This is a genomic window from Afipia sp. GW822-FHT03D08, from assembly GCF_058801645.1.
Genome location: NZ_JBXANK010000001.1, coordinates 2,876,103 through 2,892,990 on the forward strand (window position 1 = coordinate 2,876,103; position 16,888 = coordinate 2,892,990).

The window sequence follows — 16,888 nt, forward strand, 5'->3', positions numbered from 1 at the left end:
TTGCAGGTCCAAAAGTGAAGTCCAGCGCATGACCGGCATGCGCTTCAGGTCAAATCAGCCGCCGAGCGTGCCCTTGGTCGAGGGAATTTCGCCTGCGGCGCGCGGATCGATCGCGACCGCCGCCCGCAAAGCGCGCGCCAGGCCCTTGAAGCACGACTCGGCGATATGATGGTTGTTCTCGCCGTACAGCGTCTCGACATGCAGCGTTATGCCGGCGTTGATCGCAAAGGCATTGAACCACTCGCGCACCAGCTCGGTGTCGAACTCGCCAATCTTGTCGCGCGGGAACTCGGCCTTGAACACCAGCACCGGCCGCCCCGAAATGTCGATCACGACGCGCGACAGCGTTTCGTCCATCGGCATGTGGATGCTGGCGTAACGGGTGATGCCCTTCATGTCGCCGAGCGCCTGCTTCACAGCCTGCCCGAGCGCAATGCCGACATCTTCCGTGGTGTGATGGTAATCGATATGGAGATCGCCGTCGGCCTGAACGGTGATGTCGATGCGCGAATGCCGCGCCAGCAGATCCAGCATGTGGTCGAAGAATCCGATACCGGTCGCGACATTGGAAATGCCGGTCCCGTCCAGATTGACCGACACCATGATGTCGGTTTCTTTGGTCTTGCGCTTGATGGTGGCCGTGCGCATGAAAAGTGCTCTCCAGAAGCCGGAAGTCGCGCCCTTTTAACAGGCACATGACGCCTTCGCTACTGCGGGATGACGCGATTTTTGTCTGAGTTTTCATATATGGTGACCGGAATTCGCCGCCCCGGCAGGTCGATTGCAACCGGCGGCGCCAGTGCCTAGATCAGGCCGTCAACGAGGTTTCTATGCAAGCATCACAGCCCGAAATCTGGCACGGCACGACGATTCTCACAGTCCGCAAGGGCGGCAAGGTGGTCATTGGCGGCGATGGGCAGGTTTCCATCGGCCAGACCGTCATCAAATCCAACGCCAAGAAGGTCCGAAAGCTCGGCAAGGGGGATGTCATCGGCGGCTTCGCCGGGGCCACTGCGGACGCCTTCACGCTGTTCGAGCGGCTCGAGGCCAAGCTGGAGCAGTATCCCGGCCAGCTCACCCGTGCGGCGGTCGAACTGGCGAAGGACTGGCGCACCGACCGCTATCTGCGCCGCCTCGAGGCCATGATGATCGTCGCCGACAAGGACGTCTCGCTGGTGCTGACCGGCACTGGCGACGTGCTGGAGCCGGAACACGGCGTGATGGCGATCGGCTCCGGCGGCAACTACGCGCTGGCCGCGGCACGCGCGCTGGCCGATTCCGACAAGGACGCCGAGACGATTGTGCGCCGCTCGCTGGATATCGCGGCCGACATCTGCGTCTATACCAACCGCAACGTTACCCTTGAAACGCTGAGCGCATGAGCACCGCGGCAGACCAGGCGGCTTCGCCCGCAAGGTCGGGACTGTCGCCGCGCCAGGGATTCGTTATCGCGGCGGGGCTGCTTCTGCTGCAGGCGGCAATCCTCTACGGCATGGGCCGCGTGCCGATCTGCACCTGTGGTTATGTCAAGTTGTGGCACGGCGCGGTGCTGAGCTCGGAGAATTCGCAACACATCACCGACTGGTACACATTCTCCCATATCATTCACGGCTTCCTGTTCTATGGCCTGACATGGCTGCTGCTGCCGCGCGTGTCCTGGATCGCGCGCCTTTTGATTGCGATGCTGATCGAGGGTGGCTGGGAGCTTCTGGAAAATTCGCCGATCATCATCGAGCGCTATCGCGCCGGCACCATCTCGCTGGATTATTACGGCGACAGCATCGTCAATTCGGTGTCCGACACGCTGGCAATGATTGCGGGCTTCATTGCCGCGCGGAAACTGCCGGTGATCGCAACGGTGCTGATCGCCATTGTGTTCGAGATCGCGGTCGGCCTGCACATCCGCGACAACCTGACGCTGAACATTATCATGCTGATCCATCCGTTCGATGCGATACGGCAATGGCAGAGCGGGCCGCCGATTATCTAGACCTGCCGCTGCTTGCGATACCTCTTCTTCAACAATAGCTAAGAGCCATGACAGACTTCTCCCCCCGCGAAATCGTTTCCGAACTCGACCGCTTCATTGTCGGACAGGGCGACGCCAAGCGCGCGGTTTCCATCGCGCTGCGTAACCGTTGGCGGCGGCAGCAGCTCACCGGAACGCTGCGCGAGGAAGTATTGCCCAAGAACATCCTGATGATCGGGCCGACCGGTGTCGGCAAGACCGAGATCGCGCGGCGGCTCGCCCGGCTGGCCAATGCGCCGTTCATCAAGGTTGAGGCCACGAAGTTCACCGAAGTCGGTTATGTCGGCCGCGATGTTGAGCAGATCGTGCGCGACCTCGTCGAGGTCGCGATCATGCAGACTCGCGAACGCAAGCGTAAAGATGTGCAGGCGCGTGCGCAGCAGGCCGCCGAGGAACGTGTGCTCGATGCACTGGTCGGCGCCAACGCCAGTGCCGCTACGCGCGATTCCTTCCGCAGGAAATTGCGCGCAGGCGAACTGAACGACAAGGAAATCGAAATCGAAACCCAGTCGTCCGGCGGCTCGCCGATGTTCGAGATTCCGGGCATGCCGGGCGCGCAGGTCGGCGCGATCTCGATCGGCGATATCTTCGGCAAGATGGGCGGCCGTACCAAAACGCGCCGGCTCAGCGTCGCGGATTCACACGAAATTCTTGTCAACGAGGAAAGCGACAAGCTGCTCGACAACGAACAGGTGGTGCAGGAATCCATTCAGGCCGTCGAGAACAACGGCATCGTGTTCCTCGACGAGATAGACAAGATCTGCGTCCGCGATGGCGTACGCGCCGGCGACGTCTCCCGCGAAGGCGTGCAGCGCGACCTGCTTCCGCTGATCGAAGGCACCACCGTGTCCACCAAGCACGGCGCGGTGAAGACCGATCATATCCTGTTCATTGCGTCGGGCGCGTTCCACATCGCCAAGCCGTCGGATCTGCTGCCGGAGTTGCAGGGCCGTCTGCCGATCCGCGTCGAGCTGCAGGCACTGACCCGGGACGACATGCGCCGTATTCTCACCGAGCCCGAAGCGTCGCTGCTCAAACAGTATGTCGCGCTGATGCAGACCGAAGGCGTGACCCTCGACATCACCGACGATGCGATCGACGCGCTTGCCGATATCGCCGTCGCGGTGAACTCAACCATCGAGAACATCGGTGCGCGGCGTTTGCAGACAGTGATGGAGCGCGTGCTCGACGAGACATCTTTCCACGCTCCGGACATGACCGGTCAGACCATCACGATCAACGCCGATTATGTGAAAAAGCATATCGGCGATCTGGCCAAGAACACCGATCTCAGCCGGTTCATCCTGTAATCGGCCTACCGCGCCCGGCGGACGCGCACATAAAGCGCGCCCTCGCCGCCGTGGCCGATGTGAGCTTCCTCAAAGCCGATCACGAAGCTGCGGAATTCCGGCAGCCCCAGCCAGTGCGGGACCTGACGGCGGAGCACGCCGCGCTCCGACTCCGGTCCCACCGTGCGGCCCTTGCCGGTGATGATGAGAACGAAGGCCATGCCATTCTCGTGCGCGTGATGCAGGAAGCTCAACAGCACGCGGTGCGCTTTGGTCTGCGTCATGCCGTGCAGATCAAGCCGCGCGTCGATCTCCTTCCGGCCGCGTGAGAGCTGGGAGCGCTCACGCCGCCCGAGCGGCGCAAGCGGCGGCGGCGTTGGCGGAGCGGCCGGAATCTTTCGATGCATCGCTGGCGATTTCGGTGCCGGTGCCAGCTTCGGAGCGACCGGGGATTCGTCCAGCGCTTCTGCGGAAGCCTTCAGCGAACGCGGCCTCTTGCGCAGCGGCTTCGCCTGTTTCGCCACGCTTTCCCACAGTTCGACCTCTTCGCGGCTGAGCGCGCGCTTTCGTCGGGACACAGGCGGTGGATCGAGATTACGCGGACGTTTCATTGGCGATAACGAGTGCGCCGGTGATGCTTTGAGCGGCGCGGCGTATCGGATTTCACGGTTGCCGGTGTTGCTTCAGGCGCAGCCTTGGGACGCGCTTCGGGCAACGGCACCGCCTGAGCGACGGGCGCGGCTGTTGCGGCAGGGGGAGTTGGAGCGGCTGGCTGCTCTTTGGGTGCAGCAGTCTTGTTCGTATCGACTGGCGGATCCTTGGGCACAGCCTTCGGCTCAGTCGTTGCTTCGGTCTTTGATTCAGTTTTGGGCTGCTCTTTCGCAGCTTCCTTGACTGTTTCCTTAGGCGCGTCTTTAGCAGCTTCCTTCGGTGTCTCCTTCACCGGCTGCTTCTCAGGCTCGGTCTGGGGAAAAAGTTTGGCAATGGTCGCCGACGGCCGGTCTTCCGGCAGCGGCATGGTCTTGCCGCGCGCAACCGGATCGAGACTGTTCGGCAGCAGCATGACGAAGCGGGCGGGATTCTTCAGGCGGCCGGCGACGCGGCCTGCATCGGCGCCGGCACCGAAGTATATGTCCGCGCGCGCCGGACCGATGATCGCCGAGCCGGTGTCCTGCGCGATCATCAACCGGCGGAACGGCGTGTTCGATGTGTCTGACTCAATGGGCAGGTTGCCTTCGATAAAGAATGGCGTGCCATAAACGTGCAGCGACTTGTCGACCGCGATCGAACGCCCCGCCGTCAGCGGCACGCCCTGCGCGCCGACCGCCTCGTCATCCGCCCCGAGCTTCACTTCGCGAAAGAACACATAGGAGCGATTCTGCCGGCGCAGTTCTTTCGCGGCGTCCGGGCTCTGCTCCATGTATTCCCTGATCTTCTGCATCGACATCTGATCTTTGGGAATGATGTTGCGTTCGATCAGGATGCGGCCGACGGGCATATAGGGAAAGCCGTTATGTGCATCATAGTTGATGCGCACGACCGAGCCATCCTCAAGCTTGATTCGTGCCGAGCCTTGAATCTGGATGAACAGCAAATCGGTCTGGCTCTTCAGCCACACAACTTCGAGCCCGCGTCCTGCGATCGCACCGTCTTCAATCTCGGCGCGGTCGTAATAAGGCACCAGCTTGCGCCGCCCGATCTTGCGGAACACCTGACCCTTGTTCGGCATGCTGGAATTGGCCTGCGAGTATCCGCGCACGAACAGGTTCGACGGCCGCCGATAGACCGGCACGTTGTACACATCGGTCTGGACCCGCGAGCCGTCCACGATCGGCTCGTAATAGCCGGTGACAAAGCCGGCGTCCTCACCGATCCGCGAAATCAGCAACGGCGTGAAATTCTTCTCGAAGAATTCGCGCGCCTTGGCGCTGTCCGAAATATCCTCGGCTCTGGCGGCGATGCAGGAATCGCGCAGCGACGTGCCGAGCGCCTTGCTCTCTGCGAGCGGAGCCTTCTGCGCTGCAATCGGCTTGCAGCTTGCACGAAACGTCTTGAAGGCGGGGAGCGGATCGTCGTCGGCCCAACCGGCGACCTCGCTCCATTTCAGCGGCGCGTACTGAGCGCCGGGAAATTCCAGCGGCCAGACAACCGGTCCGCGCCTTTGATGTTCACGATGTTCGTGGGAGGTATGGCGGCTCGCTCTCGCCTGGGCGTCCGCGAGAACAAAGGCGGCGACACAAAGTCCGGCCGCTCCCGCTTTCAGCCACGCGCCAAAACGCCCGGCTCGTGCACCGGGCGCAGCAACGTCGTTACTGTCCGCTTTCCGTCCCAACCAGCTTCCAGTTCGGATCGCGCGACGCGATGTCACGGGCGAATGTCCAGACATCTGTGACATCGGTGAGCTTTTCCGCATTGCCATCGACGACGGTGCCGGCCTTGTCGCGCGTGACCGAAATCATCTGGGACACAAACCGGACGGTGATCTGGGCGGACCGATCGCGCGTTTCCGCGTTGACGATCTCGGCCTTGTCGATCGACGCGAACCGGGTCTCGACCTTTTCGCCGCGCTGCTCGCGTTCCTTGATCGCCGCCTCGAATCCTTCATAGACCTCGGACGACAGCAGATCCTTCAGCGTGCGCCGATCGCCATTGGCGAACGCGAGCACGATCATCTCATACGCGCTCTTGGCGCCGCTGATGAAATGCTGCGCATCGAATGACGGGTCTGAAACCGCGATCTGATCGAGACCGCGCGCAAGCGCTGATCCGGATTCGGCAATTCCCTTCCACCGGTCAACCGCGACCGCAGGTTCGGCCGATGGCGCCAGCGGCGCCTGATCGATGGTTTTGCCGGGCAGCGGCACGACATTGTCGGACATGCGCGCATTGCCCCGCGCCGGCAGGTCGAACGGCGGACGTTCGTCACCGGTGCGCTGTCCCAATACGTTGCGCAGCCGCAGGAAGATGAAGACGGCCAGAGCCAGAAAAATGATAGTGTAAATATCCACGTCGCTTCACTTTCTGATCGGTGCTTCACGCAACCCGAAAAACAACCCGGATGGGGCACCAACGAATTTACCTGTCACATGTAGGCACGAAACCCGGTCCAGCCAACACCGCCATATGCCGCGCTTTGAAGCGCCCAAAAGACAGGGTTTGGGGCATTCACGGCGCCTGTTTCGCTTAATTCTACCCGATCCAGCGGTCAGAGCCAGCCGAAACGCAACAGAATGAGGCCTATCGTCCTTGTCGAATGAGGCAAGGCTATGATAGCCACTCGCCCCAACAAAGGCCTGTCCCATTCCCGAAGCGGACGTTTCCGCCGCCAGGGCCTTTTTCGCAGGCAGTTCCCGGACCGGATCGCTCCTCGGGCGATTCCGCTTCCACCTTCTCGGAGAGATCTACTCATGACCAACGGCAACGGTGCACCTCTCGAGAACGCGGCCCCGCCCCAGTTCAACGTCCTGGCGCAATACATCAAGGACTTCTCGTTCGAGAATCCGAACTCTCCGGCTTCGCTGGCGGCCCAGGAGAAGCAGCCCACCATCAACATTCAGATCAATGTCACCGCGAACGCGGTTGCCGAGCATGACTTTGAAGTCTCGCTCTCCATCGAGGGCAAGGCCGAGACCGACAATCTTGTGCTGTTCGCCTTTGAACTGATCTATGCCGGCGTGTTCCGCATTCAGAACGTCCCGCAGGACAGCATGCACCCGTTCATCATGATCGAGTGCCCGCGGCTGCTGTTCCCGTTCGCCCGGGAAATCATCGCGACGTCGGTGCGCTCGGGTGGCTTCCCGCCGCTGATGCTCGACCCGGTGGATTTCGTCGGCCTCTACCGCCAGAACATGGCGCGTCAGGCCGAACAGCAGCAGCAGGTCAAGCCGAGCTAAGCCTTGAACCGGGCTTAGGGCTCAGCGGCGCACCTTCGCGCCGCTTCAGTTTTCCTTGGAAAATTCGTTCCAGACCGGCGTGCCGCCCAGCGTCGCGACGAAGGCTGTGTGTGCGGCGACATCCGCTTCGGTGATGCGCGGCGCAAGCGGAACTTCGCGCTGCCGGCGTGGTGCATCCGTCTGTCCCGTGCTGAACGACTGACGCGTTTCCGACAGAATAAGCTGCGACTGCCGCGCGCCAATCAGATCGATATAGACCTCCGCCAGCAGTTCCGCGTCGAGCAGCGCGCCGTGCTTGGTGCGGCGGGAATTGTCGATGGCGTAGCGCGAACACAGATCGTCGAGCCGGTTCGACACACCGGGATGTTTGCGGCGCGCCAGCGTCAGCGTGTCGACCAGACGGTCGCGCGGGATCGCCGCCCGCGAAACCTTGGTCAGTTCCGCGTTGATAAAGCCGATATCGAACGACGCATTGTGAATGACCAGCGGCGCGTCCCCGATGAATGTCAGGAAATCATCAGCCACCGCCGCGAACAAAGGCTTGTCGGCGAGAAACTCGCTCGACAGCCCATGCACCGCGAAGGCTTCCTGCGGCATGTCGCGCTCGGGATTGAGGTAGACGTGGAACGTCTGCCCCGTGGGCATGCGGTTGATCATCTCGACACAGCCGATCTCGACCAGCCGATCACCGCGCAGCGGATCGAGGCCTGTGGTTTCGGTATCGAGAACAATTTCGCGCATGAATGTGAGAATGCCGGTTGGTTTAGCGAATCAGCTTCGCCGTCTTGGCATTTTAACGACTTCGCGGAGAATTTCACCGATCTGCTGCCGCACCGGGTCCAGGCCATGGGATGTGTCCACGACAAAATCCGCCCGTTTGCGCTTTTCGGCATCGGGAAGCTGGCGCGACAGAATGGCATCGAGCTTCTCGGGGGTCATGTTGTCCCGCGCCAGGATACGTTCGCGCTGGATCTCCGGCGCGGTGGTGACAACCACCACCGCATCGACGCGGTTCTCACCGCCGGTCTCATACAGCAACGGCACATCGAGCACCGCCACCGGCGCGCCGGACTTTTCCGCATCGCTGAGGAACCTGAGCTGATGACTGCGCAGCATGGGATGCACAATGGCCTCAAGCTTTTTCATGGCATCGGCGTTGTTCACGACCATGGCCGACAGCTTTTGCCGGTCCACCTTGCCGTTCACCGTGCTGCCCGGAAACGCCGCTTCCACCGCCGGCGCAGCCTCACCCTCATAGACCTTATGGACCGTGGCGTCGGCGTCATAGACCGGCACCCCAGCCTCCTCGAACAGCTTCGCGGTGGTCGATTTCCCCATCCCGATCGAACCGGTCAGACCCAGCAGCAGCATCGTCACTTCTTTCATCAAACAGCCAGCAGGTTGCGGCTGCGCAGAAAACCAAGCAGCGGCAGCAGCGGCAATCCCAGAATGGTAAAATGGTCGCCCTCGATGCGCTCGAACAGGTGCACACCGGTGCGTTCCAACTGATAGGCGCCGACACTTGCGGTGATCGCGTCGCCAGCCTCATCGATATAAGCGGCGATCTCGCGCTCAGTCAGGGCCCGCATCGTCATGCGCGCCACACTGACATGGGAAAACAGCGGCGCACCGTCCTTTGTCACGCTGACCGCACTGTGCAATTCGTGGGTCTGCCCGGAAAGCGTTGCGATCTGCGCCGAAGCCGCGGCGCGATTTGCGGGCTTGCTGAAAAGCCGTTCGCCCAGCGCCAGCGTCTGATCCGCCCCGACCACATACCGGCCCGGATGCCTGAGAGAAATAAACTTTGCCTTCTCGCCGGCAAGGAGCGCCGCGATCTCACCCGGATTTTTCAGACCTGATTCATCCTGGATGGCACGTTCGTCAATGTCAGCCGGGATGGTCTCAACGGCGATACCTGCATTCGCAAGCAGGCTTTTTCGCACAGCACTTTGCGACGCCAGAATCAACGGTTGCCGTTCACGCCAGACAGTCACGTTTGCGATGCCTTCTGACGCTGGCGATCGGCAAAGAGCTTCATGATAGCCGCGGCGGTTTCCTCGATGGAGCGCCGTGTCACATCGAGAAGCGCCCAGTCGAACTTCGCGCTGAGTTTCCGGGCAAACGCAACTTCCTCGGTCACGGCCTGACGATCGATATAGGTATCGTCACCAGTCTTGCCGATGCCGAGCAGGCGATTTTGCCGCACCTGTATCAGTCGCTCCGGCGTCGCATGAAGGCTGACCACAAGCGGATTCTTCAGCGTTTCAAGCTGATGCGGGATTGGAATTCCCGGCACCAGCGGAACGTTGGCGGTGCGAACGCCGCGGTTGGCAAGGTAGATCGAGGTCGGGGTCTTCGATGTGCGGGAGACGCCGACGAGAACCACATCGGCCTCCTCCAGCCCTTCGACGTGCTGGCCGTCGTCATGCATCATCGTGTAGTTCAGCGCGTCGATCCGCTTGAAATACTCGGCGTTGAGGGTGTGCTGCGCGCCGACGCGGCGCGAGGTTTCGGTGCCGAGATAGGCCTGAAACAACTGCATCACCGGACCGATGATCGACAGGCTCGGAATATTGATTTCCTGGCATTTGGCTTCAAGCCGCTCGACCAGATCCTTTTCCAGCAACGTGAACAGTACAATTCCCGGCGCTTCCTCGATTTCCGCGAGAACACGATCGAGCTGCTTCTGACTGCGAACCAGGGGATAGACATGCTCCACCGGCGAGACGTTGGAGTACTGCGCAGCCACCGCACGCGCGACGGTGATCAGCGTTTCACCGGTCGAATCGGAAATCATGTGGAGGTGAAAATAACTGCCGGTGGTAGGCGCCATGGCGTGTCGAACCCGTTTCCGCTCAATCCGGCGGCTGTGAATCGCTGTGAATCCCTGTGGGCATATTGGCCTCGCTCAGGCACCCGTCGGCACCAGCCGGGATAACTCGCCTATTCATTCACAGCGCTGATTTCGGGATGAAATCTAACCTTCACTTCGATGGTAGCGGGGTTGTGTGGATTTGTCTTGGGATAATGGCGGGCCAACAGCAGGCAAATGCTTGAAACCATCGGCGTATTTTCCACGGCTCTCATAGAGACCAGCACCGGGTACAAACCGGCGGCTTGTGGACGAACACTGGATAAACACTGGAGAGAAATGCGCGAGCGCTAATCACGGCTACACTGACTCAAACTTAAGAATCTAAAAGGATTCTTTAAGGAAGTGGTGCTTGCGGACAGACCCCTTCTCGCGTCATCTACCGATGCTGCTCAACCCACCGGGCAGAAATTGGTTCCTGCCTATCGAAACTGGAAAGACCGGTTTCGTGGCAACAATAAGCTCAGCAGAGAAGAAGACGCGATGTACGAATGGATCAAGGCGCTGCATGTGATCGCCGTGATTTCATGGATGGCAGGCATGCTCTATCTGCCGCGTCTGTTTGTTTATCACTGTGAAGCTGAAATTGGGTCGAAGCAGTCCGAGACATTCAAGGTGATGGAGCGGCGGTTGCTGCGGGCGATCATCGAGCCGGCGATGATCGTGACCTGGCTGGCCGGTTTATGGCTGGTCTGGCAGGGTGGCTGGTATGTTTCAGGCTGGTTTCACGCAAAATTCCTGCTGGTGCTGATTCTGTCGGGCGTTCATGGATTTTTCGCAGCCAGGGTGCGGGATTTCGCCAGTGACCGGAATACCCGAAGTCAGAAATTCTACCGTATTATCAATGAAGTACCGACTGTCCTGATGATCGGAATTGTCATTCTGGTGATCGTCAAACCGTTTTAGGACAACGCGTTGCCAAGTGAAGCGGCAACGACCTGCTTGCGAAGACCCGGACGATTTTCTATATTCTTGTCATCCCACCGAACGCAGGCGGATGTGGTTGAGTCCCGGTCTCATTGTTGGACCGGCCGCCACATCAGGTTCGAAGCCTCCCGGCACCTTCCTCGCTCAAGACCTGCGGACTTCTGATCGCGTTTTTAGTCCGTATGTCGTCAGCAGGCTGAACCTTCCGCTCCCCTCCCCTCTCTTTTTCTCCACATGCTCCACAGGACAACCCCAATGCGGGAAATCAAACTACAGGACCTCAAAACCAAAACTCCGGCGGAGCTTGTCTCGTTCGCCGAAGAGCTTGGGGTCGAAAATGCCAGCACCATGCGCAAGCAGGAGCTGATGTTCGCCATTCTCAAGCAGCTTGCGATCCAGGAAACCGACATCATCGGTGAAGGCGTCGTCGAAGTTCTCTCCGACGGTTTTGGATTCTTGCGCTCATGGGACGCCAATTACCTGCCCGGCCCCGATGATATTTATGTCTCGCCATCGCAGATCCGCCGCTTCGGATTGCGCACCGGTGACACCATTGAAGGCCATATCCGCAGCCCAAAGGAAGGCGAACGCTACTTCGCGCTGCTCAAGGTCAACACGCTGAACTTCGAGGACCCCGAGAAGTCCAAGCACAAGGTCAACTTCGATAACCTGACGCCGCTGTTTCCGGACGAGCGTTTCCGTCTTGAACTCGATGATCCGACACGCAAGGATCTTTCGGCCCGCGTCATCGACATCGTCGCTCCGATCGGCAAGGGCCAGCGCGCGCTGATCGTCGCACCGCCCCGCACCGGCAAGACGGTGCTGATGCAGAACATCGCGCATTCGATCACGGCCAATCATCCCGAGTGCTATCTGATCGTTCTTCTGATCGACGAACGTCCGGAAGAAGTCACCGACATGCAGCGTTCGGTGAAGGGTGAAGTTGTGTCCTCGACCTTCGACGAGCCGGCGGTGCGTCACGTTCAGGTCGCCGAGATGGTGATCGAGAAGGCCAAGCGTCTGGTTGAACACGGCCGCGACGTGGTCATTCTGCTCGACTCGATCACGCGTCTAGGACGTGCGTATAACACCGTCGTACCAAGCTCCGGCAAGGTGCTGACCGGCGGCGTCGATGCCAATGCGTTGCAGCGCCCGAAGCGTTTCTTCGGTGCCGCACGTAACATCGAGGAAGGCGGTTCGCTCACCATCATCGCGACCGCACTGGTCGATACCGGCAGCCGCATGGATGAAGTGATTTTCGAAGAGTTCAAGGGCACCGGCAACTCCGAACTCATTCTCGACCGCAAGGTTTCGGACAAGCGCACCTTCCCGGCGATCGACATCTCGCGCTCCGGTACGCGCAAGGAAGAGCTCATCACCGATCCGCAGTTGCTCAAGAAGATGTACGTCCTGCGCCGCATTCTCAATCCGATGGGCACCATGGACGCGATCGACTTCCTGCTCGACAAGCTCCGCAACACCAAGAACAACTCAGAGTTCTTCGACTCGATGAACACCTAAGAACTTCTGACCGCCAGCAGCGGTCAGCTTGTTGTGCGATGCCCGGCCCGTCAGTGCGAAGCATGTCTTCGTATCGATGCGCCGGGCATTTGCATTTTCGGCCTACCAAGTCAGGATGATTGCGCTGCTCGCATCGGGACAAGCTGCGGCAGCAAGGGAGGTTGTGTCTTGTCGTTAAATCCCAGTCTTCCGCTCGGCGCTGCTCTGCCCGGCTGGACGCGCCGTGCGTCGCCGCAACCGGTCACGATCGATGGCCGCACCTGCCGCATCGAACCGCTCGATGTTGCGCGTCACGGTGACGATCTGCTCGCTGCATTCAGAGACACCGACGAAGCATCGTGGGTGTATCTGTTCATCGGTCCCTTTGCGGATGACGCCGGCATTCTGACCTGGCTGACCGAAGCTGCGAACAGCAAGGATTACATTTACAGCGCCATCATTGACCGCGCGTCGGGACGCGCCGGTGGCGTTTGCGCGTTCATGCGGCCAGATCCCGCCAATGGCGTCGTTGAGATCGGCAGCATCCATTATGCCGACACACTCAAACGGACGCCCGCCACTACCGAGGCGATGTATCTTTTGATGCGCTATGTGTTCGATGAGCTCGGCTACCGGCGTTACGAATGGAAGTGCAATTCGCTCAACGCGCCATCGCGCCGCGCCGCGCTGCGGCTCGGATTTCGCTTCGAGGGAATTTTCCGCAATCATCTGGTGGTCAAAGGCCACAACCGGGACACGGCTTGGTTTTCAATTCTCGACAGCGAGTGGCCAGCATTGAAAGGCGCTTACGAGAGGTGGCTGGTGCCGGAGAATTTCGACCGGGACGGGGGGCAGCGAGTGTCGCTGTCGGAGACGATGATCGCAGCGCGCGGGTGAAATTTGATTGTGCATCGCAATAAGGAAAATTATTGCGGTAGACGCTGCAACATATTGCGCCGCAGCAATTATAGATTCACGACCTTCGGGGATTTTTCGTTGCCTGCCGGACGGGTGTCCGACAAATAGGCATGCATTCCGCTGACCAGACCATCTTCGCCCTGTCGTCCGGCCGTGCCCCCTCGGCGATTGCCATCATCCGCGTGTCTGGCCCGCAGGCGAGGGCAGCGGTTGAGCGGCTGTGCCGGAAACTGCCGACACCCCGCGTGGCGCATCTTGCGACTTTGCGAGACCTCGACGGCAGCGCGATCGACGAATCGGTGGTGCTCTGGTTTCCAGGTCCGGGCAGCGCGACCGGCGAAGACGTCGCAGAATTTCATGTCCATGGTGGACGCGCCGTCATTGCGGCCATGTTCGATGCGCTTGGATCTATCGACGGCTTGCGTCCCGCGGATCCGGGCGAGTTCACGCGCCGCGCGTTCGAGAACGGCAAGCTCGATCTGACCGAAGCCGAAGGTCTCGACGATCTGATCCACGCCGACACCGATCGTCAGCGCCGTCAGGCGTTGCGGCATCTGAAGGGCTTGCTTGGCGTGCGCGCCGAGACCTGGCGGCAGCAGATCATTGAAGCGTCGGCGCTGATCGAAGCGGGGATCGATTTCTCGGACGAGGGCGATGTGTCGGCAGAGCTTGTCGCGCCGGCGCTGCACAGGATCGCAGCGCTCAAATCTGAAATCGAAGAAACCCTTTGTTCATCGGCACAAAGTGAACGCCTGCGCGAAGGTCTGACGGTTGCGATCGCCGGTCCGCCCAACGCCGGCAAGTCGACGCTGCTCAATCGTCTTGCGCGGCGCGAAGCTGCGATTGTTTCGCCGAATGCCGGCACCACGCGCGATGTGATCGAAGTCCATCTCGATCTCGACGGCTATCCGGTGACGCTGATCGACACCGCAGGTGTGCGCGACACCCATGATCCGGTTGAGCAGGAGGGCGTCCGCCGCGCGCGCGATCGCGCCCGCACATCCGACCTGGTGCTGTGGCTTGTCGATGCCAACGACAAGGCCACGCCGTCGCCGCAGAACGAAGGCGACCACGCGCCGGTCTGGCTCGTCCGCAACAAGGTCGATCTGGTTGCGGCGAAGGGCGAGGGCGGGGCTGGGGCGCAGTTCGATATTTCCGCCGCGCAGGGCGACGGCGTCCCGGAGTTGATCGCGGCGCTGGTGGCCTATGCCCAGGATTACTTCGGGGCGGGCGAAATGGCGCTGGTCAGCCGCGCCCGGCACCGGACATTGCTGCGCGAGACTGTGGCGGCACTGGACCGGGCAGGGCGCTCGGCCGGAAAGGGCGACGAGCTTCTGGCGGAGGAGCTCCGAATCGCGATTCATTCGTTGGGCCGTTTGACCGGACGGGTGGATGTCGAGGACATCCTCGATGTGATCTTCCGCGAGTTCTGTATTGGCAAGTAGGCCACTGGCCGACTGAGGTTCCGGTCGGCCACTGGACCTGTTTCACGTGAAACAGGCGGCGGAACCTTTCATTGTTTCACGTGAAACACGTCAGATCGATTTCCGGCTTTCAGCTTTCGCACCAACGCGATAGAAGTCTGACCATGCAGACATTCGACGTCATTGTGATCGGAGGAGGCCACGCCGGCTGTGAAGCCGCGGCGGCGTCCGCGCGCGCGGGTGCCAAAACGGCGCTTGTGACCCATCAGTTTGCAACCATCGGCGCGATGTCCTGCAATCCTGCCATCGGAGGCCTTGGAAAGGGCCATCTGGTCCGGGAAATCGATGCTCTGGATGGCCTGATGGGCCGGATGGCCGATCAGGGTGGCATCCAGTTCCGGGTTCTGAATCGCCGGAAGGGACCGGCCGTGCGTGGTCCCCGTGCCCAGATCGACCGTAAGCTTTATGCGGCGGCGATGCAGGCGGAAATCCGGGGCACGCCCAACCTGACCGTGATTGAGGGCGAAGCCGACGAGCTTTTGCTGTCCGAGGGCCGAATCTGCGGGATTCGTCTTGGCGATGGGCGGGAATTTGCCGTTGGCGCTGTGGTCGTGACCACCGGGACCTTCCTGCGGGGGCTGATTCATCTCGGTGAGAAGAACTGGCCCGCAGGCCGGGTTGGGGAAGCGCCGGCGATGGGTCTATCCAAATCCTTTGAGCGAGCCGGATTTATCCTGGGCCGTCTCAAGACAGGGACGCCGCCGCGGCTTGACGGATCGACGATCAACTGGTCGGCGGTGGAAATGCAGCCCGGAGACGATCCGATCGAGCCGTTTTCGGTGCTGACGGACCGGATTACGACCCCGCAGATCGAATGCGGGATCACCCGGACCACCAATGCGACCCACGAGATCATCCGGGCCAATGTCCATCGCTCGCCAATGTACTCCGGCCAGATCAAAAGTTCCGGCCCGCGCTATTGCCCGTCAATTGAGGACAAGATCGTCCGGTTTGGCGACCGCGACGGACATCAGATCTTCCTGGAGCCGGAAGGGCTGGACGACACCACGGTTTATCCCAACGGCATCTCGACCTCGCTGCCGGAAGAGGTCCAGCAGGCAATTCTGGCGACCATTCCGGGCCTCGAGCATGTGAAAATGGTCCGGCCGGGCTATGCCATCGAATACGACCATGTCGATCCGCGCGAACTCGATCCGACCCTCCAGACCAAGCGCGTGCCGGGTCTTTTCCTGGCCGGACAGATCAACGGCACCACCGGCTATGAAGAAGCCGGTGCGCAGGGTCTCGTGGCCGGATTGAATGCTGCCTTGCTGGCCGGTGGCGCTGAACCGGTCGTGTTCGACCGCGCCGACGGTTATCTCGGCGTGATGATCGACGACCTGACCTCGCGCGGGATCACCGAACCGTACCGGATGTTCACCTCCCGAGCCGAGTACCGTCTGACCCTCCGGGCCGACAATGCCGATCAGCGCCTGACCGATCGTGGCATTGCCCTGGGATGCGTCGGCAGCGAACGGGCAGGGCGTCACGCTGCCAAGATCGCCGAACTTAACACCGCGAAATCATTGGCGAAATCCCTCTCAGTAACGCCGAACGAGGCCGCAAAGCACGGTCTGATGCTGAACCACGATGGCCAGCGCCGGACAGCATTCGAGCTGCTGGCCTATCCGGAGGTCGAGTGGGCCAGCGTCGTATCGATCTGGCCGCAGCTTAACGGGATCGACCCGAAGATCGCCGTCCATCTGGAGATCGATGCCAAGTACGACGTCTATCTGGCTCGCCAGGCCGCCGACGTGCAGGCCTTCCGCCGCGACGAAGGTCTGGTGCTGACCGATGTCGATTATGGTGCCGTTCCGGGCCTTTCGAATGAAGCCCGGCAGAAGTTGGAGAAGGTTCGGCCCCGGACCATCGGGCAGGCGGGCCGGATCGAGGCCATGACTCCGGCAGCGCTGGCAATTCTCGCGGCCTATCTCCGCCGTGAGGCACGCCGGTCTGCCGTCGCGTCGGCCTGAGGC

The 16,888-nt window shown here is 61.0% G+C and carries 17 protein-coding genes; 9 read left to right on the forward strand and 8 right to left on the reverse strand.

Annotated elements, in window-relative coordinates:
- Window positions 1-54: 54 nt before the first annotated feature.
- Complete coding sequence (hisB, locus tag AC1RM7_RS14225; protein ID WP_006023316.1) at window positions 55-648, reverse strand: imidazoleglycerol-phosphate dehydratase HisB; 594 nt, start codon at window positions 646-648, stop codon at window positions 55-57.
- 182 nt (window positions 649-830) lie between these two features.
- Between hisB and hslV the strand changes: the two genes are divergently transcribed.
- From hslV to hslU, 3 genes are read left to right on the forward strand one after another with little or no spacing between them, the layout of a single operon-like run.
- Window positions 831-1,382, forward strand: a complete 552-nt coding sequence (gene hslV / locus AC1RM7_RS14230; protein ID WP_024921051.1) for an ATP-dependent protease subunit HslV — start codon at window positions 831-833, stop codon at window positions 1,380-1,382.
- Window positions 1,379-1,990 (forward strand): DUF2585 domain-containing protein, encoded by a 612-nt coding sequence (locus tag AC1RM7_RS14235; protein WP_024921050.1) that lies wholly within the window; start codon window positions 1,379-1,381, stop codon window positions 1,988-1,990. The genes hslV and AC1RM7_RS14235 overlap by 4 nt, the downstream gene beginning before the upstream one ends.
- Window positions 1,991-2,037: 47 nt before the next feature.
- The gene (gene hslU / locus AC1RM7_RS14240) at window positions 2,038-3,339 is read left to right on the forward strand and encodes an ATP-dependent protease ATPase subunit HslU (protein WP_006023313.1); all 1,302 of its coding nucleotides are present in this window, start codon (window positions 2,038-2,040) and stop codon (window positions 3,337-3,339) included.
- Window positions 3,340-3,344: 5 nt separating this feature from the next.
- On the opposite strand, the gene AC1RM7_RS14245 is transcribed toward hslU, so the two are convergent.
- The 3 genes from AC1RM7_RS14245 to AC1RM7_RS14255 are packed head-to-tail and all read right to left on the reverse strand — an operon-like array spanning window position 3,345 to window position 6,326.
- Complete coding sequence (locus AC1RM7_RS14245) at window positions 3,345-3,929, reverse strand: Smr/MutS family protein (RefSeq protein ID WP_024921049.1); 585 nt, start codon at window positions 3,927-3,929, stop codon at window positions 3,345-3,347.
- Window positions 3,926-5,650 carry a murein transglycosylase A gene (gene mltA, locus AC1RM7_RS14250; RefSeq protein WP_024921048.1) on the reverse strand — a complete coding sequence of 575 codons (1,725 nt, stop codon included), beginning with the start codon at window positions 5,648-5,650 and terminating at the stop codon, window positions 3,926-3,928. Before mltA ends, AC1RM7_RS14245 begins: the two co-directional genes overlap by 4 nt.
- Window positions 5,628-6,326, reverse strand: a complete 699-nt coding sequence (locus AC1RM7_RS14255; RefSeq protein WP_006023310.1) for a Tim44/TimA family putative adaptor protein — start codon at window positions 6,324-6,326, stop codon at window positions 5,628-5,630. The genes mltA and AC1RM7_RS14255 overlap by 23 nt, the downstream gene beginning before the upstream one ends.
- A 399-nt stretch (window positions 6,327-6,725) precedes the next feature.
- On the opposite strand from AC1RM7_RS14255, the gene secB reads away from it, so the two are divergent.
- Entirely contained in the window at window positions 6,726-7,211 is a 486-nt protein-coding gene (gene secB / locus AC1RM7_RS14260; RefSeq protein WP_024921047.1) for a protein-export chaperone SecB, read from the forward strand.
- Window positions 7,212-7,256: 45 nt separating this feature from the next.
- Here the strand turns inward: secB and dnaQ are convergent, their stop codons facing one another.
- The 4 genes from dnaQ to AC1RM7_RS14280 are packed head-to-tail and all read right to left on the reverse strand — an operon-like array spanning window position 7,257 to window position 10,044.
- Entirely contained in the window at window positions 7,257-7,952 is a 696-nt protein-coding gene (dnaQ, locus tag AC1RM7_RS14265; RefSeq protein WP_024921046.1) for a DNA polymerase III subunit epsilon, read from the reverse strand.
- Window positions 7,953-7,982: 30 nt separating this feature from the next.
- Complete coding sequence (gene coaE, locus AC1RM7_RS14270) at window positions 7,983-8,582, reverse strand: dephospho-CoA kinase (RefSeq protein ID WP_024921045.1); 600 nt, start codon at window positions 8,580-8,582, stop codon at window positions 7,983-7,985.
- 14 nt (window positions 8,583-8,596) lie between these two features.
- Entirely contained in the window at window positions 8,597-9,205 is a 609-nt protein-coding gene (locus tag AC1RM7_RS14275) for a Maf family protein (protein ID WP_006023306.1), read from the reverse strand.
- Window positions 9,202-10,044 (reverse strand): pyruvate, water dikinase regulatory protein, encoded by an 843-nt coding sequence (locus AC1RM7_RS14280; RefSeq protein WP_006023305.1) that lies wholly within the window; start codon window positions 10,042-10,044, stop codon window positions 9,202-9,204. Before AC1RM7_RS14280 ends, AC1RM7_RS14275 begins: the two co-directional genes overlap by 4 nt.
- A 522-nt stretch (window positions 10,045-10,566) precedes the next feature.
- Here AC1RM7_RS14280 and hemJ point away from each other — a divergent pair.
- The 5 genes from hemJ (at window position 10,567) to mnmG (ending at window position 16,885) form a co-directional block, all read left to right on the forward strand.
- Window positions 10,567-10,989, forward strand: a complete 423-nt coding sequence (hemJ, locus tag AC1RM7_RS14285) for a protoporphyrinogen oxidase HemJ (RefSeq protein ID WP_024921044.1) — start codon at window positions 10,567-10,569, stop codon at window positions 10,987-10,989.
- A gap of 276 nt (window positions 10,990-11,265) precedes the next feature.
- Window positions 11,266-12,531, forward strand: coding sequence for a transcription termination factor Rho (gene rho, locus AC1RM7_RS14290; RefSeq protein WP_006023303.1), 1,266 nt, complete (start codon window positions 11,266-11,268; stop codon window positions 12,529-12,531).
- 168 nt (window positions 12,532-12,699) lie between these two features.
- Window positions 12,700-13,407 carry a GNAT family N-acetyltransferase gene (locus AC1RM7_RS14295; protein ID WP_024921043.1) on the forward strand — a complete coding sequence of 236 codons (708 nt, stop codon included), beginning with the start codon at window positions 12,700-12,702 and terminating at the stop codon, window positions 13,405-13,407.
- A 131-nt stretch (window positions 13,408-13,538) separates the two neighbouring features.
- Entirely contained in the window at window positions 13,539-14,873 is a 1,335-nt protein-coding gene (gene mnmE / locus AC1RM7_RS14300; protein WP_024921042.1) for a tRNA uridine-5-carboxymethylaminomethyl(34) synthesis GTPase MnmE, read from the forward strand.
- Between the two features lie 143 nt (window positions 14,874-15,016).
- Window positions 15,017-16,885, forward strand: a complete 1,869-nt coding sequence (mnmG, locus tag AC1RM7_RS14305; protein ID WP_034460584.1) for a tRNA uridine-5-carboxymethylaminomethyl(34) synthesis enzyme MnmG — start codon at window positions 15,017-15,019, stop codon at window positions 16,883-16,885.
- Window positions 16,886-16,888: the final 3 nt, after the last annotated feature.

Coding starts and splice junctions, on each gene's coding strand:
- hisB (WP_006023316.1), bottom strand. CDS start 648: ATGCGCACGGCCACCATCAAGCGCAAGACCAAAGAAACCGACATCATG.
- hslV (WP_024921051.1), top strand. CDS start 831: ATGCAAGCATCACAGCCCGAAATCTGGCACGGCACGACGATTCTCACA.
- AC1RM7_RS14235 (WP_024921050.1), top strand. CDS start 1,379: ATGAGCACCGCGGCAGACCAGGCGGCTTCGCCCGCAAGGTCGGGACTG.
- hslU (WP_006023313.1), top strand. CDS start 2,038: ATGACAGACTTCTCCCCCCGCGAAATCGTTTCCGAACTCGACCGCTTC.
- AC1RM7_RS14245 (WP_024921049.1), bottom strand. CDS start 3,929: ATGAAACGTCCGCGTAATCTCGATCCACCGCCTGTGTCCCGACGAAAG.
- secB (WP_024921047.1), top strand. CDS start 6,726: ATGACCAACGGCAACGGTGCACCTCTCGAGAACGCGGCCCCGCCCCAG.
- dnaQ (WP_024921046.1), bottom strand. CDS start 7,952: ATGCGCGAAATTGTTCTCGATACCGAAACCACAGGCCTCGATCCGCTG.
- coaE (WP_024921045.1), bottom strand. CDS start 8,582: ATGCTGCTGCTGGGTCTGACCGGTTCGATCGGGATGGGGAAATCGACC.
- AC1RM7_RS14280 (WP_006023305.1), bottom strand. CDS start 10,044: ATGGCGCCTACCACCGGCAGTTATTTTCACCTCCACATGATTTCCGAT.
- hemJ (WP_024921044.1), top strand. CDS start 10,567: ATGTACGAATGGATCAAGGCGCTGCATGTGATCGCCGTGATTTCATGG.
- rho (WP_006023303.1), top strand. CDS start 11,266: ATGCGGGAAATCAAACTACAGGACCTCAAAACCAAAACTCCGGCGGAG.
- mnmE (WP_024921042.1), top strand. CDS start 13,539: ATGCATTCCGCTGACCAGACCATCTTCGCCCTGTCGTCCGGCCGTGCC.
- mnmG (WP_034460584.1), top strand. CDS start 15,017: ATGCAGACATTCGACGTCATTGTGATCGGAGGAGGCCACGCCGGCTGT.